The sequence below is a fragment of the Nocardia amamiensis genome (assembly GCF_015477605.1).
Classification (GTDB): domain Bacteria; phylum Actinomycetota; class Actinomycetes; order Mycobacteriales; family Mycobacteriaceae; genus Nocardia; species Nocardia amamiensis_A.
Window position 1 is genome coordinate 45,973 of record NZ_JADLQX010000014.1, and the last position, 15,655, is coordinate 61,627.

Annotated in this window: 11 protein-coding genes; 3 read left to right on the forward strand and 8 right to left on the reverse strand. The window is 69.1% G+C overall.

Annotated features, from left to right (window positions below; all coding sequences use genetic code 11):
- Positions 1-2: 2 nt before the first annotated feature.
- The 3 genes from IU459_RS19380 to IU459_RS19390 are packed head-to-tail and all read right to left on the reverse strand — an operon-like array spanning position 3 to position 6,315.
- The gene (locus IU459_RS19380) at positions 3-719 is read right to left on the reverse strand and encodes a cyclase family protein (protein ID WP_195130955.1); all 717 of its coding nucleotides are present in this window, start codon (positions 717-719) and stop codon (positions 3-5) included.
- Positions 716-3,769 (reverse strand): protein kinase domain-containing protein, encoded by a 3,054-nt coding sequence (locus IU459_RS39725; RefSeq protein WP_195130956.1) that lies wholly within the window; start codon positions 3,767-3,769, stop codon positions 716-718. The genes IU459_RS19380 and IU459_RS39725 overlap by 4 nt, the downstream gene beginning before the upstream one ends.
- Positions 3,766-6,315, reverse strand: coding sequence for a serine/threonine-protein kinase (locus IU459_RS19390; RefSeq protein WP_195130957.1), 2,550 nt, complete (start codon positions 6,313-6,315; stop codon positions 3,766-3,768). The genes IU459_RS39725 and IU459_RS19390 overlap by 4 nt, the downstream gene beginning before the upstream one ends.
- Positions 6,316-6,498: 183 nt before the next feature.
- Between IU459_RS19390 and IU459_RS19395 the strand changes: the two genes are divergently transcribed.
- Positions 6,499-7,974 (forward strand): amidase family protein, encoded by a 1,476-nt coding sequence (locus IU459_RS19395; RefSeq protein ID WP_195130958.1) that lies wholly within the window; start codon positions 6,499-6,501, stop codon positions 7,972-7,974.
- On the opposite strand, the gene IU459_RS19400 is transcribed toward IU459_RS19395, so the two are convergent.
- The 3 genes from IU459_RS19400 to IU459_RS19410 all read right to left on the reverse strand — a co-directional run bounded on the left by IU459_RS19400 (position 7,964) and on the right by IU459_RS19410 (position 11,738).
- Positions 7,964-8,851 carry a LysR family transcriptional regulator gene (locus IU459_RS19400; RefSeq protein ID WP_195130959.1) on the reverse strand — a complete coding sequence of 296 codons (888 nt, stop codon included), beginning with the start codon at positions 8,849-8,851 and terminating at the stop codon, positions 7,964-7,966. The genes IU459_RS19395 and IU459_RS19400 overlap by 11 nt on opposite strands.
- A gap of 431 nt (positions 8,852-9,282) precedes the next feature.
- The gene (locus IU459_RS19405) at positions 9,283-10,116 is read right to left on the reverse strand and encodes an SDR family oxidoreductase (RefSeq protein WP_195130960.1); all 834 of its coding nucleotides are present in this window, start codon (positions 10,114-10,116) and stop codon (positions 9,283-9,285) included.
- Positions 10,113-11,738, reverse strand: coding sequence for an aldehyde dehydrogenase family protein (locus IU459_RS19410; RefSeq protein ID WP_195130961.1), 1,626 nt, complete (start codon positions 11,736-11,738; stop codon positions 10,113-10,115). Before IU459_RS19410 ends, IU459_RS19405 begins: the two co-directional genes overlap by 4 nt.
- Positions 11,739-11,918: 180 nt before the next feature.
- Here IU459_RS19410 and IU459_RS19415 point away from each other — a divergent pair, with 180 nt between their 5' ends.
- Positions 11,919-13,229 carry a PucR family transcriptional regulator gene (locus tag IU459_RS19415; RefSeq protein ID WP_195130962.1) on the forward strand — a complete coding sequence of 437 codons (1,311 nt, stop codon included), beginning with the start codon at positions 11,919-11,921 and terminating at the stop codon, positions 13,227-13,229.
- 9 nt (positions 13,230-13,238) lie between these two features.
- Here the strand turns inward: IU459_RS19415 and IU459_RS19420 are convergent, their stop codons facing one another.
- A complete protein-coding gene (locus IU459_RS19420; RefSeq protein WP_195130963.1) occupies positions 13,239-13,502 on the reverse strand; it encodes a DUF2277 domain-containing protein in 264 nt (87 codons plus the stop codon).
- 134 nt (positions 13,503-13,636) lie between these two features.
- On the opposite strand from IU459_RS19420, the gene IU459_RS19425 reads away from it, so the two are divergent.
- Entirely contained in the window at positions 13,637-14,470 is an 834-nt protein-coding gene (locus tag IU459_RS19425) for a DUF1266 domain-containing protein (protein WP_195130964.1), read from the forward strand.
- On the opposite strand, the gene IU459_RS19430 is transcribed toward IU459_RS19425, so the two are convergent.
- The gene (locus IU459_RS19430; RefSeq protein WP_195130965.1) at positions 14,450-15,394 is read right to left on the reverse strand and encodes a hypothetical protein; all 945 of its coding nucleotides are present in this window, start codon (positions 15,392-15,394) and stop codon (positions 14,450-14,452) included. The two genes, IU459_RS19425 and IU459_RS19430, sit on opposite strands and share 21 nt — an antisense overlap.
- Positions 15,395-15,655 lie beyond the last annotated feature (261 nt).

Consider the following 15,655-nt stretch of genomic DNA (forward strand, 5'->3'; position numbering starts at 1 on the left):
CCTCACCCCGGGAGGATGGCGAAAATGGTTGCGGGGGAGCCGGATCCGTCCCGATAGAGCGGGCCGCCCACCAGGACCCAGGCCCCTGAGGCGGGTAGCTCGGCGAGGTTCGCCAGACATTCCAAGCTGATCCGATGCTGGCCGTAGAGCAGCTTCGACACCGAGTAGGTGTCATCGGTGCCCACATCCGGGCCGAACGTGTCGATGCCGAGCCCGCCGCGGCGGCCGAGCCTGCCGGTGCGCAACAGCCATTCCACCGTCTCCACCGCGAAACCCGGTTGATGACCGGCCGACTCGCCGGTGCCGATGAACTCCGGGGTGCCCCATTTCGCGTCCCAGCCGGTCCAGGCGATCACCGCGGCGCCGTCCGGAATCCGGCCGTGCTTCTCCTCCCACCCGCGCAAGTCGTCGATCGTGATCGCGTAGTCGCGATCGTTCCCGCACCGGTGCCTGAGGTCGATCTTCACCGCGGGCAGCAGCAGGTCGTCCAAGTCCAGCTGGTCCGCGGCGAGTCCGTCGGCGTCGAAGTGGATCGGCGCACCCCAATGGGTCCCGGTGTGCTCGCCCTGCTGGATGTAGCGCAGGTAGTAGCCGTCGTTCGCGATGGTGGCCACGATGTCGGTGCGGAATTCCGGATCGTCCGGGTACAGCGGCGTGGTGGCCGGATCGTGCACGTGCGACAGACTCACCAACCGCCCCAGCGGCCGCGGTGTGCTCATCGCGTTCTCTGCGGAATCGCCTCGGCCACCGCGAGGAGATCGGATTCGAGAAGCCGGAACAGCCGGTAGGTCAGCACGAACGCCAGAATGCCACCCACGCTCAGTACGCGCACCGGAACGATCACCAACCCCAGGTCGGCCGGGTCGACGAAGGTCGCGCTCGCCACACCGAGCAGCGGAACCGACGCCGCGACGCCGAGGTAGAAATTTCCGCGCTTGGCCAAGGACCGCAGCTGGCGCTCGTCACCGGGACCGATACCTCCACGCACCAGCAATTGCGGATAGACCGAGCGCAGCGAGTACACCATGATCGGGAAGAACGGATAGGCCAGCGCGATCGCCGCACACACGACCTGCGCGGCGAAGAAATGCAAGAACGTCTTCGGCGGTAGATCGACACCCGAGAATGCCAGTCCCAGCGGCCAGATGATGCCCGCGACCAACCAGAAGCCGAACGGCACCCATACCGCCCAATCACCCATCAGCAGCGTGTCGCGACGCGCTTTCGCGAGCGTGCTCGCGGAGTATGCACGACCGCGTCTGAGACGGTACGCGAGCGCGAGGGGGCGCCGGGTGAGGAACAGCAGCAGCAGCGCGGCCACCGGGAACGCGATCAGGTTGTTGATCAATCCGACCGCAGCGAATTTCTCCTGGGCGGCCGGCGACATCCGGTCGATGATCAAGGTCTGGTTGAGCTGGATGTTGTAGAAGCTCGCCAGCACGTTCGGCACGCCGATACACACCGCCGCGATCGGTAGCAGCCAGCCGCGGGCCCGGTAGGCGAAGCTGTCCGGCGGGGGATCGACCAAGTCGCGAGCGCGGGCGTCCAGGCACAGGTCGAGTTGAACGGCGAGTTCGGCGCCGCTGCGCCAACGGTGCTTCGGGTCCACGTGGAGGCATTCCAACAGCACGCGGCGTAATGCGGCCGGTGTTCCCTCCGGCACGCGCGACAGCGCCACCGCCGCGACGCCGCGTCGGCGCAGCGCGAGCATTCCCGCGTAGGTTTCCGCGGTCGGTCCGGACTCGGCGAGCGGTGGGTCATCGAACGGGCTCGCCCCTGTGAGCATCTCCCACAGCAGGACCCCGAGGGAATACACATCGCTGCTGTCGCCCGGCGCGGGCGCGTCGGGATCGAGGTAGCGCGCCAACTGCTCGGGCGAGCGGTAGGCCAGCGAATCCGTCGCGGCGGCGGCCTGCGACACTCCGTTCGTGCGCGGTCCCGACTCGCCGAGGGCGAAATCCGCGAGCTTCGGGATGCCCTCGGCGGTGAACAGAACGTTCGCCGGTTTGATGTCATGGTGCAGCACGCCGTGGTTCGCGGCGTAGTCCAGCGCGTCGGCCAGCCGCCTGCCCACCCACGCCACGGTCTCTGGCCAGCTCAGCCGCGCGATCTCGGCGCGCACGCTGGAATCCGAGGGCCGGATCTCGCTCTTGGCCTCCATGGCGCTGTCCACCGCGCGCAGCAGCAGCGCTCCGCCGTCGGCCACCGGTCCGCGACGACCTTGCTCGAGCACGCCGACCGCGGTGCCGCCCGGGAGGTACTGCATGTAGACGAGGCGAGGGAGGGCGGCCGCAGGAGCGGAGGGAAGGGTCGCATCGCGCGGCGCCGCAGATGTGGCTCCGGTGCGGGCCGGTGGACGGACGAGCGTCGAGGATTCGGTTGACCGATCGACGGGCGTGGCGTCGGGGTGGGTGAGGACGGCGGTGCCTTCGGCCGAGTCGGTGGATGTTTCGTCAGACCGTTCCGCTCCGTTGCGTCGTGGGGGCGAAGCGCGGCGGGATGTACCGGCGGCAGCGTCTGGATCAGGGGTCTGGGCGGGAGTGGTGTCGAGACCATGTGGCTCGGCGATGGTGGTATCCCCGTCGCGTCCGTGTGGTGCGGCGACGGTCGTATCCCGGGCGTTGTCGTCGGGGTTGGTTGCCTCGCGGCCCGTAGGTCGCCCGGCGATCGTGGCGTCGGGATCGAAGGGCGCGGCGACGGTGGTGTCGAGGTCGGGCGGCGGCGCTGAGACCGTGGTATCCCTGTCGGGTCCGTGTGGTGCGGCGACGGTCGTATCCCGGGCGTTGTCGTCGGGGTTGGTTGCCTCGCGGCCCGTAGGTCGCCCGGCGATCGTGGCGTCGGGATCGAAGGGCGCGGCGACGGTGGTGTCGAGGTCGGGCGGCGGCGCTGAGACGGTGGTAACCCCGTCGGTCGCGTGTGGTGCGGCGACGGTCGCGTCTTGGGCGTGGTCGTCGGGGGCGATTGCCTCGCTGGTCGCGTGTGGTGCGGCGATCGTGGCGCCAGGATCGAAGGGTGCGGCGACGGTGGTGTCGAGGTCGGGTCGCGGCTCGGCGATCGCGGCGCCCGTGTCGGATACGGCGATCGCGGGGTTGCCAGGTGCGGCGGAAACCGTCATGGTGCGTGCGATGTCGGGGCCGAGCACCCGCTGGTCGAAGACGCGCACGATGTGGGCGTGGTCGAGCTGGGCCATCGTCTGCGGTGCGCCCGCCCGCCCGGCCGAGAACCGCACGGCGACGAGTCGTTGCATGGATCGCTGCCTGGCGAGGAAAACGCGGCCGAGCAGGCTGCCGCCCAGGTCGGTGAGCAGGTCGAAGTCCTCGATCCGCAGGCCGGGCGAGAGATCGGCCAACACGGCGGCGGCTGCGCTCGACTCGGCGGTGGCGACTTCCGCGGCGTCGTCGGCGGCGAAGTCGGCGAGGCGTTCGCGGACCTCGCCGGCCAGATCCGGGTACTCGGCGAGAAAGTCCGGCAGCGGCAGTGGTGCGCGTCTGCGGCGCGCCAGGAACTCCTCGCACACGAGCTCGACGAGTTCGGGGCTGTCGCCCACTTCGGGGAATTCCTTGCGGTACTCGGCGACGCGTTTGCCGAGTCCTTCGCGTTCCCAGCGCCGCCGCAGATCGACTCGCACCAGATCGGTGAGCACGGCCAGGCGCACCTGCGTGGCGTCGGGCACGTAGTCCGAGATCCGCGGCGGCAACCGATCACCTTGGAGACAGCGTTGCCAGGCGGTGGCGAACCGGGCGACAGCGTCGGTGCGCGATGAGGTCACCTGCCGGTCTCCGCCGCGTCCGCTTCGACGCGCGCCTGCCGATCAGGACGCGAGGCCGCTACGGCGGATTCCGGGTCGACCACGCGCTCGAGTGCCCGCAGGTCCGCCTCCAGCGAACGGAACAGCAGATAGGTGCCCACGAACGCGATTATGCCGCCGACACACAGCAGCCGGACCGCGAAGATCACCGACGGGATGTCCTCGGCCGGAAGGAAGGTCACTCCGGCGACCGCGAGCAGCGGCACCGACGCGGCCACCGCGAGGTACCAGTTGCAACGCTGGTCCAGCCCGCGCAGCCACACCGCGTCCTCGGGACTTATGTCCCCGTGCCGGAGGAACAACGGGTAGATGCACCGCACCATGTAAAAGGTCAGCAGGAAGAACGGATAGGCCACCGCGATCGCCCCGCACACCACCAGCGAGGAGAAGAAGTGCACCACATCCCCTCTCGGTATGTCTCCGGTGGACAGCTGTAGCGCGAGCGGAAAGATGGCGCCCGCCAATACCCACAGCGAAAACGCCACGGCGACCGCACGATCGCCCATCAGCAGCGCGTCACGTCTGGCACGCCGCAGGGTGTCCGGGTCGTATCGTCGTCCTTTGCGCAAACCGCGCGGCACTGTCAGCACGTATCTGGCCATGTACAACACGACCGCGATGCCGGCAGGGAAGAAAATCGCGTTCACGACGCTGGTGATGACGAGGAACGTCCGTTCGGCTTCCTCGGTCATCCGGCTGATGATCAGGTGCTGGTTGTGCTGGATGTTGTACAGCGAGGCGAGCACGTTCGGCAGTGCCACCGATATCAGCGCCACGAGCACGATGTGCGGGCGCAGTCGCCGCCGCCAGCTGTTCGGCGCGGGGTCGACCAGTTCCCGCGCGCGTTGGTCCAGGCACATCTCCAGCTGTCTGGCCAAGACCGCGCCGCTGGACCACCGGCTGTCGCGCTCGGGCGCCAGGCAGGTCAGCAGGATGCGGCGCAGGGCGGCCGGGCAGTCGGGCGGAACCCGGTCCAGCGCCGCGGCGTCCACACCGGCGCTGCGGCGCTCCAGCATGGCCTCCAGGGTGGTGTCGTCGCTCTGATCGCCCGCGCCCGCTGTGCTGTCGTCGAACGGCTTGGCTCCGGTGAGCAGCTCCCAGAGCACCACGCCGAGCGAATAGATGTCGGCGCGGGTGTCCAGGTCGGCGGCGCCGCGGTCGAAGCCGGGATGGCAGGCCTCCAGCTGTTCCGGCGACATGTAGGCCAGTGACCCGCCGAAGTAGGCGACCGGGCTGGTGCCCTCCACATTGCGGCTGAAGCTGATGTTGAAGTCGGCCAGTTTCGGCACTGCTTCGGCGGTGAGCAGCACGTTGGCCGGTTTCACATCCCGGTGCAGCACGCCGTGCGAGGAGGCGTAGTCCAGCGCTTCGGCCAGCCTGCGCCCGAGCCAGGCCACCGTCTCCGGCCAGCTCAGCGCCGCGATCTCGGCTCGCACGCTGGAGTCGGTCGGCCGGATCTCACCTTTCTCCTCCATCGCCGCGTCGACGGCGTTCAGCAGCTGTTGCCCACTGCGTTCGGCGGGTGGGGTGGAGCGCACCCAGCGCAACACGCCGAGCAGCGTGCCACCCGGCAGGAACTGCATGTAGAGCAGCCGGAGCCGGCGCGCGGCGCCCTCGGCGTCGTCTAGCAGCCGCTGGTCGAAGACCCGCACGATGTAGTCATGGTCCAGCTGGGCCAGTGTCTGCGGCTCGGTGCCGTGATCGGCGGAGATCTTGACCGCGACCAGCCGTTGCAGCGACCGCTGCCGGGCGAGGAAGACCCGGGCGAACGCACCGCTGCCCAAACCGGTCAGCAGATCGAAATCATCGATCCGCTGACCGATTTCGATCCGGTCGAGTGCGTTGACCCGGCTCGGCCCGGTCGCGATCGTCGTGGGAACGGCGGTAGCCGTGCCGGTCAGATCGGCGGTGGTCGTTCTGGTCACCTCAGAACCACGATCGGGCTCGACCGTTTGGTTCAATGCGGTGTCGTCGAGAGCGAAGCGGGTGCGCACGAAGACGGTCCGGGTGGAATCCTCCAACACCGCGCGCCGGGTGCTCTGGTCGATCTCGTCGGCGTTCAACAAGGCGCGCAGTTCCTCCGCCTGTTGCGGGTATTCGCGCAGACAATCTCGCGGATCGACCCGTTCCCCGCTGTGGCGGCGGATGACGAACTCCTCATACACCAGACCGGCCGGGATTTCTTCGGTAGCGAGTTCGGAGAATTCGGCGCAGTAATCGGCCAGGCGTTTACGTGCGGCTGGTTCCGGCGCGGCGCCCTTGCCCGCCGGGGGACGGCGCAGCCAGCGATGGCGTAAGTCGACGCGGATCAGCTCGACCAATGCCTCACGGCGCAACGTGGTCGCGTCGGGCAGGTACTCGGCGATCTCGGGCGGGCGACGAGTGGATTCCCACGCCGCGGAGAAGGCCGCTACCGCGCTGAATTCGGCATGTGACAGGTCGTCATAGCCTGCACCGGTGGCCGCACCTGTGTAGGTATCGGAACTGCTCTCAGAGTTCGCGCTCATACTCGGACCTAGTGGGCTCGGCGGACGCCGCGGAATCCGCAGTGGTCGGTCGGTGGATGTGCCGCAAAAATTCTCCGCCACACCCCACACCATCATCCCCCGCGCCGTATTCGAAATGATAACTTGCGGCTCGACAGTGGATCACCCGATTTCGACAACGATGCGACGGGGGATGACCAGCACATGTCTGATGATGCCGCGGTGATGGCGGACGGCTCGCTCTCGACGAGAACAGCCGCGCCTCGAACGACGATTCGCAATAGCAGGACCGCCGAGGTGGTCGCTCAGCTGTTCTCCGCCGCCGCGGACACGCGCTCCGGGCGCGGCCGGGAGGCCGAGCCGGATCCCGGGCACGGCACCGCCGCGACGATCGCGGCGGCTGTGCGGGACGGCGCGCTGCTACCCAGCCGGGTGGTGGCGGAGGCGGCGACCCGGCTCCCGGCGGCGGAGCGGGAATCGAACGCGCTCCCCGTTCTGCGCGTCGAGTGGGCCATGGCCGACGCCGCCGCGCTGGAGGAGCGAGACGACCTCGACGCCCTGCCGCTGGCCGGTGTGCCGGTGGCGGTCGAACCGGGCGCGTCGATCACGGGCACGCCCGCGCGGTGGCAGCCGGAGGCCGGGTATCCCGTGGCCGCCCGGCTGCGCGGCGCGGGCGCCGTGGTTTTCGGGCTCGGCGCAGGGAGCGAGCAGGACCGTCGGGATCCACCGGACGCTCCGGCTCGCGTCGTGCACAACCCGTGGAACACCGCGCGACACGCGGGCGGATCGGCCGGTGCGGCGGTCGCGGCAGGGCTTGTGCCGCTGGCGCACAGCAGTGACGGCCTCGATTCGGTGCGCGTCGCGGCGGCCTGCTGCGGGGTCTTCGGGATCAAGCCCGGGTGCTATACCGCGGCCGGGACGGGCGGTTGGCCGGGCATGGTGGAGAACGGCGTGCTCGCGACAACGGTGCAGGACGCGGCATTAGCGCTAGCCGTGCTGGCCGCGCGGCCGAACCTAGCCGAGGTGGACCCACCCGGCCGACTACGCATCGGGCTGGCCGTGGATCCGCCGTCGAACCTGATACGCGTCGACCGGCATTGGACCGCGGCCGCCCGCAGGGCCGCCTCCGTCGCCGCGGCGGCAGGCCATCTCGTCGAAACGACCGCCATGCCCTACGGCAACGCACTATTCGCGGTCTTCCTACGCTGGCTAGCCGCAGGTGAGCGCGACGCCCCGGCCCTATCCCTACCCGAGCCCCCTCGACTATCGCGTCGCATCCGGCGCCAGCTGGCCCTCGGCCGGACGGTGCATCAATTGCGGGTCGTGCGCCCAGCCCAGATCGACCGGGTCGAGGCGCGGCTACTGGAATTCTTCGACCGATACGACGTGGTGATCACTCCCACGCTCGCCGCCCCGCCACCCATGGCGGAGGCCTGGCACTCCCGCAGTCAGCCGGCCGCTCTGCTCGCCGGCGCGCGATTCGCCCCCTTCACCCCGCTGTGGAATCTGGTCGGCTGGCCTGCCGCCTCCGTGCCGATGGGCATGCATCCGTCGTCGAGGACGCCCGTCGCGGCTCAGCTCGCCGGTCCGCCCGGCAGTGAATCCACTCTGTTGCGACTGGCCGCGCAGCTGGAGACCCGTCACCCTTGGCAGCGCATCGCGCCCTCGGTCAGACGCTGACCGGGGACTGCTGCGCGGCGAATCCGCCGTCGACGGCGCGGCCGGCGAACTCCAGGATGGTGGGCCGGTTGTCGTCGGCCCGCCACGCCACGGCGAGCTCACACGGCGCGAGCCCGGAGACGGGGCGCGCGGTGAGGCCGGGCCAGCGGTACATCGGCACGTTGTTCTCCGCGAGCAGGCAGACACCCAGGCCGAGGCTCACCGCCTCCAGCCGGTCCTCCGGGGTCGCGGCCTCGGCGCCGATCTTCGGCGCGCGGCCGCCACGCCCCTCGTTGCCGAGCCAGAAGTCGCGCACGGCACCGGCTTCGGTCGGCAGCGCGACGAACGGCTCATCGAGCAGGTCGGAGAATTCGATGGTGTCCGAGACCGCCAGCGGGTGGTTCTCCGGTAGCAGCACCCAGCGCGGCTCGGTGCGCAGCACCTGCCAGCGGTAACGGCTCGGGTCGGGCAGCGGAAGCCAGACCAGGGCGAGGTCGGCCTGACGCCCCGCGAGTCCGCTGGACGGATCGGTCCAGGACGCGGCGTGCAGGGCTAGTCGGTGGCCGCTCGCGCTCTCCAGATCGCTGAGCAGGCCGCGGCCGAGCGCGGACTGAATGCCCACGCGCAGCACCTCGCCCGCCTCCTGCAGCGAGACGTTGGTGACTTCCCACAGCTCGAGGATCTTGCGGGCGCCTTCGAGTAGTTCCTTGCCCGCGACGGTCAGGGCGACACTGCGCTGGTTGCGGTCGAACAAGACCACGTCGAGCTGGCGTTCCAGCTGACGGATCTGACGCGACAGGGTGGGTTGAGCGATGTGCAGCCGCTGAGCGGCATTGGTGAAGTGCAGTTCCTCAGCGACGGCGACGAAATACCGCAGGTCGCGCAAATGCGGGTCCATAGCCCCTTGCTATCAGAATCAGTCCTGAATTTCCAGCCTTATCAGGCCGGAAAGTCTGGATACGGGCACCGAAACAGTCGGCAGGTTTGTTAGAGACAGCATATTGCCTGTCATGGTGCTCCGCACTAAGCAGTTGGCGAATCCTCGGCATGCGCCCGAGTTTCCGCTCGAAGGGGTGCAGTTGGGCGTTTGACCAGCATTGATGCGAGGATGCTGGTGCAGCCGGTAGCGGATTGTGGACACTCGAATGGTTGCCGGTCATCGGCTACGCATTCGCGATCGAACGCCTAGCGGGTGTAATCGATCGCTCGCGTGATTTTCATCACATATTGTTTGTGACACCCATCCGGATGCCTGTTTTGGGGTGTGCCACAACGCTCCGCGGCGCCGCCCTCCGGGTGATTCCGGGGACGGCGCCGCGTGTTGGCCGATCACACCCCGCGGGCGCGCTCCTCGTACGCTTTGCGTTGGTCGGCGTCGACGTCATCGAGGAAGGCGCGTCCGGAGCCGAGCGCGCGGCCGATGCCGTCACCGAGCTTCTCCGGCAACAGCCCGACCACCTGTGCGATGAACCCGGCCAGCGCGGTCACTCTGACCTTGGACTTCGGTGCGACGATCAGCTCGGCGATGGCGTCGGCGATCTCCTCCGGCTCGGCCGGACGCAGCAGGCTCGGCGCCGTGACGCCCGCGCCCAGCTCGGTATTGGTCAGCGTGGGCAGGACCGAGGAGAAGTGCAGGCCGGTACCCCGGTACTCCTCGCGCAGCGTGTCGGTGAAGCCCAGTACCGCGTGCTTACTGGCGTTGTAGGTGGCCAGGCCCGGGATGTGCGTCTCGCCCGCCAGCGAGGCGATGTTGATGATGTGCCCGCGCCCGCGCGGCAGCATCCGGCGCAGGCCGAGCTTGGAGCCGAGGATCACGCCGTAGACGTTGATGTCCAGGATGCGGCGGGTCACCTGGTCCGGCTCGTCCACCAGCTTGCCGGTCGGCATGATGCCCGCGTTGTTGATCAGCACATCGATCGGGCCGATGGTTCGCTCGACGTCGTCGAGGAAACTCTCGAAGGAGTTCTGATCGGTCACGTCGAGCTTGCCGTAGAGCTCGAACCCGCGCGCCGTGCCGACCTCTTTGACCGCTGCCTCGTCGATGTCGCCGATGGCGATCTGCGCGCCGAGGGTCTGCAGCGCGGTGGCCGTCGCCAGGCCGATGCCGCGGGCGCCGCCGGTGACGACCACGACTTTGCCGCGGATCTGCTTCGCGTCGATCACTTGTCGTCACCCTTCAACTTCAGGAGGGCGGGCAGGTCGAGGCGGCGCAGGCCGCGCGCACCGGCCGCACGCATGGCGCCGAGCGCGAACAGCAGCTTCGGCATGGAATACGGGTACCAGAACAGCTCTTTCTGCTGCGTCGGCAGGATCGGCGTGGTGATCGCCTGCTGGCGGCAGTACTTGCGCACACCGTTCGCCCCGCCCCAGCGGGTCCCGACGCCGGACAGGCCCCAGCCGCCCATCGGCAGCGCGTAGCTGAACAGGTTGGCGAACACGTCGTTGATGTTGACCGCGCCCGCGTCGAGTTGCCGGGCGATCCGAGCGCCGCGTTCTTTGTCGCCCGTCCACACCGACGCCGACAGCCCGTATACCGAGTCGTTGGCCAGCCGGATCGCCTCCGCCTCGTCGGCCACCTTCATCACCGGCAGCGTCGGGCCGAAGGTCTCCTCGGTCACACACGACATCGTGTGGTCGACGTCGACGAGCACGGTCGGCTCGAACGCGGTGCCGAACCCGGCCCGTTTGCCGCCGGTCAGCACCTTCGCCCCCGCCGCGACGGCCTCGTCGACGTGGCGTTGCACGATGGCTACCTGGTTCTCGTTGGCCAGCGCGCCCACGTCGAATTCGGCTTCGCGTCCGTCCAGGCCCTGGCGCAGCGCCTCGACGTTGGCGGTCAGCTTGGCGACGAACTCGTCGTAGACCGGCGCCTCGACATACACCCGCTCCACCGAGATGCAGACCTGACCGGAGTTGAACATGCCGCCGAAGGCGATGCCGTGCGCCGCGCGATCGAGGTCCGAGTCGGCCAAGACGATGGCCGGATCCTTTCCGCCGAGCTCGAGGCTGTAGGGAATCATCCGCTCCACGCAGGCGGCGGCGATCTTGCGGCCGGTCGCGGTGGAGCCGGTGAACTGGATGTAGTCGGCGTGGCCGACTACGGCCGCCCCGGTCGCGCCGGTGCCCGTGACCACCGCGAAGACCGGCGGGGCGCCGATTTCCGCCCAGCCCTTGGCCAGTTCGAGCGCCGAAAGCGGAGTCACCTCGGACGGCTTGAGGATGACGGCCGCGCCCGCGGCGAGCGCGGGGAACACGTCCATCGCAGGCATGGCGAGGGGGAAGTTCCACGGCGTGATCACGCCGACCACCGGATAGGGCCGGTAGACCGTGGTCAGTCGCTTGACCCTGGCCAGCGGACTGTGCGGAGAGGGGTGGTCGTCGGCGAGGAACTTGGCCGCGCGACGTGCGTAGTAGCCGATCAGATCGGTCGCGAAGCCCGGATCGATCAGGGCGTCCACCCGCGGCTTCGCGGTCTCCGACTGCAGCACGGTAGCCAGGCGGTCGGTGTTGTCGATCAACCAGTCCTGGAACTTCAGCAGCCACGCCTTGCGGCCGTCGGGGCCGATCGCCTCCCATTCCGGCTGATAGAGCCGCAGCTCGCGGACCTTCGCCGCGACCGCGTCCGCGGTCTCCTCCGGCACCGTGCCCACGACCTGGCCGGTACCGGGATTGCGCACCTCGATGACGGCCGGGGTGTCGCCGGTCTTCGCGGTCTTCGTGCGCGCCTGCGTCTTCCTGGCCGTGGCCTTCTCGGTCGCGCCCGGCGCTGGTTCGGTGTTGGTCACTAGCTGTTCTCCCACTGACTTTGTGTTGAACCGCGGTCTGCCTGTGAATCAGGCCACTGAACTATGATCGTGACACAATCCGCAGGGACTTTCTTGGCCTCATTCGTCAATGCGGGCTGGTGGATTTGTACCTGGAAGACAAATTGAGGCGAGATCGCGCCCGGACGGAAGGAGTCGGCGATGACCGTTCCGCCGTCGCCGCGCGCCGCGATCAGGCCGAGTCCCGACCTGGAGGAGGTACGGGACTGGCTGGCCGAGTACGTCTACGAGACGATGCGCGCCGAGACGCTCGACCGGATCGTCACCCGGCTCGACGACGTCATCATCACGCGCATTCCCGAACTCGCCGATCGCGATATGCGCCGCGATCTGGCGGCAAGTACCAGGGCACACGCCAGGATCGTGCTCAGCCGCCTGACCAGCGACACCTTCGAGTTCTCGCTGCCGGAAGAGGCGCACGCTTTCGCGCGCAGCGTGGCCAGGCGCGGGTTCGAGTTGCGGCTGCTGCTGCGCGTCTACCACGTGGGCATGGAGGCGGTGCTCGACTACATGACCGAAGTGATCGAGCAGCGGCAGGCGCCGCCGGAGATCGAGCGCGTGGTGCTGATGCGGCTGTTCGAGCGCTCGACCAAGTGGATGGGTACCTCGGTCGAATTGCTCACCGAGACCTACATGGAAGAGCGCGAGCAGGTCCTGCGCGCCGCGCTCAACCGGCGTGCCGAGACCGTCCGCGCCGTGCTCGACGGCGACGAGGTGGACGTCGAGCAGGCGTCGGTACGGCTGGGATATCGACTGTCCCAGCAGCATCTCGCGTTCCTGCTGTGGACCGATGAGCCCACGGGTGAGTCCGGCGGCGTGGATGGCGAGGCGACCGGAATGCTGGACCGGTTCGCGGCCCGGCTGGCCGCGGCCCTCGGCAGCGGGCGGGTTCTCACCGTTCCGTCCGGCGCCAGCGCGATGTGGGCCTGGGCGGGATTGGACGACCCGGAACGGGCCGCGGAACTCGCGGTGCCGGGCGAGCTGGAACGGCTGGTGGCGGCTCAGGTCGAGGCTCCGGTGCGGGTGGCATTCGGGGTACCCGGCGGGGGAATCCGCGGCTTCCGGCAGAGTCATCGTGAGGCGGTCGCCGCGCGGAATGTCGCCGAACGCGCGCCCACGGCTGGGCGGGTGACCGGATATCGCGGGGTGGAGATCGCGTATCTGGCGGGCGCCGACGACGCCGCCATGCGCGGGCTGGTGCAGCGCGAGCTGGGCCCGCTGGCGGCCAGGGACGCGAACGCCGCGCGTCTGCGTGAAACGCTGCACGCCTACTTGCGCAGCCACCGCAGCCCGGAGGCCACGGCGAAACTGCTCGGCGTACACAAGAACACGGTCCGCTACCGCATGCAGCGGATCGAACATCTCCTGGGATTCTCGATCGAACAGCGGCGTCTGCCGCTGGAGATCGCGCTGGTCTGCGTCGCGATCTACGGCGTCGACGCCCTGCCCTGACCGGCCGGACTACTCGGCCGCCGCCTCCCGTGCCGCGAGGCGGCGTAGCGGTGGCTCGGTGGTCGGCGCGACCCTGCGGTCGGGCAACTCGGCGAGCAAGGTGGTGGTCGCCGCTGCGATGGCCGCGACGGCCTTGTCGACGGCCGGTTTGGTGGTCGAGCTCAGGCCGGACACGCCACCGACCTTGCGCACGTACTGCAGTGCGGCGGCATAGATTTCCTGCTCGGTTGCGGCAGGTTCCAGACCACGCAGGACGGTGATGTTTCTACACATGCGAGAACACTAGCTCCAGATCACGACCTGCGTCAGGGAAGTAGACACCGTGCGGCGATCGATTCGCTCGCAGGACGAGCACCGGAAGCGCGAATACCCGGCCCGCACTTTGACGGATGGGGAACAATCGGGTCATGTCTTCGCGCGGTGTACCGACCTTGACGACGTTTCCGTATGCGGAGCTGGACGAGCGGGAGGAAGACCATTGGTCCGGCGCCGCGATCTCCGACGATGAGCTGCGCGCACTGGCGCTCGGCGCCTTTTACTCCGCGCGCTGGGACGCCTTCCACGACGCGCTGCTGCTCGGGCCGGAACGCGCGCATCCGCTCGGCGACCGGCGCGAGCTGGCCATCGACACGCTCACCGGCGCGTGGGGCATCACCGACGGAACCGAGGCGCGGGCCTCGATGGAGCAGTTGCTGAACGGTATGCACGCCCCGCTCTACGCCCTCGTGCATCCGCTCGTGACGGCATCGATCAACGCCAGCGAGCGCGACCGCTTCGGCGAGCGGGCCGACCGGCACCGGGCCTTCCTACGGCAGGTCGGCGCGTTCCGGGGCATGGACAATCCCGAGGCGCTGGTCCGCGACTACGACATCTGGTCGCAGGCGATCAAGATCGGTTTCACCGATCACCTGGCCAGGCCGCTGCCCAACGACATCCACGCCTGGGATCTGGCCAGGGTGGTCGCGGTGGCCAGGATGGCCTACACCGCCGGCTACCTCGATGCGGACCTGGCCTGGAGCTATCTCGGGCGCGCCCTGCCGATCGCGCAGAGCAAGTACCGCAACTGGCGCCAATTCGGTGACGCCTATCTCACCGGGTGGACCTATTGGCAGGCCTGCGAGGACCTGGCCGAGCTGAAGAACGGCGGCGTCGACCGCCGCATGGAGCTGCTGCGGCTGTGGCTGCGCCCGACCAGCCCGTGGCGGCGGGTCGCGCTGAACTCAGCTCCCGTCGGGGAGTGAGCGCAGGATGCCGCGGCCGTAGCGCTGGAACTGCGCGTCGTCGACCATGCCGAGGGAGTGCCGCTCGACCAGCAGCTCCCATTCCGAATACAGCTGGGCGACACCGGGATCCGCGGAGCCGGTGGCGCCGTCCGCGGATTCGCGGCGCACCGCGAAGTTCACCGCGCAGGTGACCCGCTCGGTGTCGGCGCGCTCGGCGCCCGCGAAACGCAGCGTCCGGTTGCCGTCGTGCACGTCCATGCCCGTCGTGCCGCGCACCGGGCCGATTTCGCCGGGGCCGACCGGGGGAGTGTCGGTGGTCCGCGCCCAGATGACCGCGGGGATGGGCAGTTCGTACGCGTACCGGGGCTCCGCGATGGCGATGAACAGCAGCCGTCCTGTCGTCGCGGCGAGCAGCCCGAGACCGGTGCCCGCAGGGGGATGCGCGACCGCGAGGGCGGTCTCCAGGACGTACTCGTCAGGCGTCACGTAACGATGCAGAGCCGCTATCGCCGGTTTGGCCTCGCGGCGCGGCGTCATCCGTCCGGCCGCCCGGTCCACGTCCGCGCGGGCGGGCCCGCTCCGGCCCCAGGTGGGTGCGGGCGGACGGAGATCGGGCGCGGCCACGTCGATGCGCTGGGTGGCCAAGATGTGGGTGTTGATCCGCTCGACGATCTCAGTGGCCGCGGGGACGTCGTGCTCGGCGATCAGGACCGGCAGCGGCGTGCGGTCCGCGGGTACGCCGGTGAGCACGGGCGTCGGGTATCGCAGGTAGATCTCGATGACCACCGCGTCGTCGGCGCGCCGGTTCAGCCGGACCTTGAGCAGGTCCGAGACGGGAACGTCCAGCACGCGCTCGCCGTCGGATCCGGGCCGCAGAACGATCAGTCTGCCGCGGCCGTGACGCAATATCGCTGTGGGTGTCCGTAACTCGACTATGTCCATACCCCCTGCGTTCTGTCTGCTTCGCGGCGCTCTTGGGGCACTTCGCGGTGCGGTGAGTCGCCTCCGCAGCACCTGTCGTTCGCGCCGCTCTGTCTGATGTCGCAGCGCTGCCGGGGCCCTTCGTGGTTACGCAAGCCGCTGCCTCCGTGCCCGTCGCTCGCACTGCGTCCGATGGCGGCGCTGCCGGGGCCTTTCGTGGTTACGCAAGCTACCGCCTCCGTGCCCGTCGCTCGCGCCGCGTGGTTGTGTCGTCGCTCACGA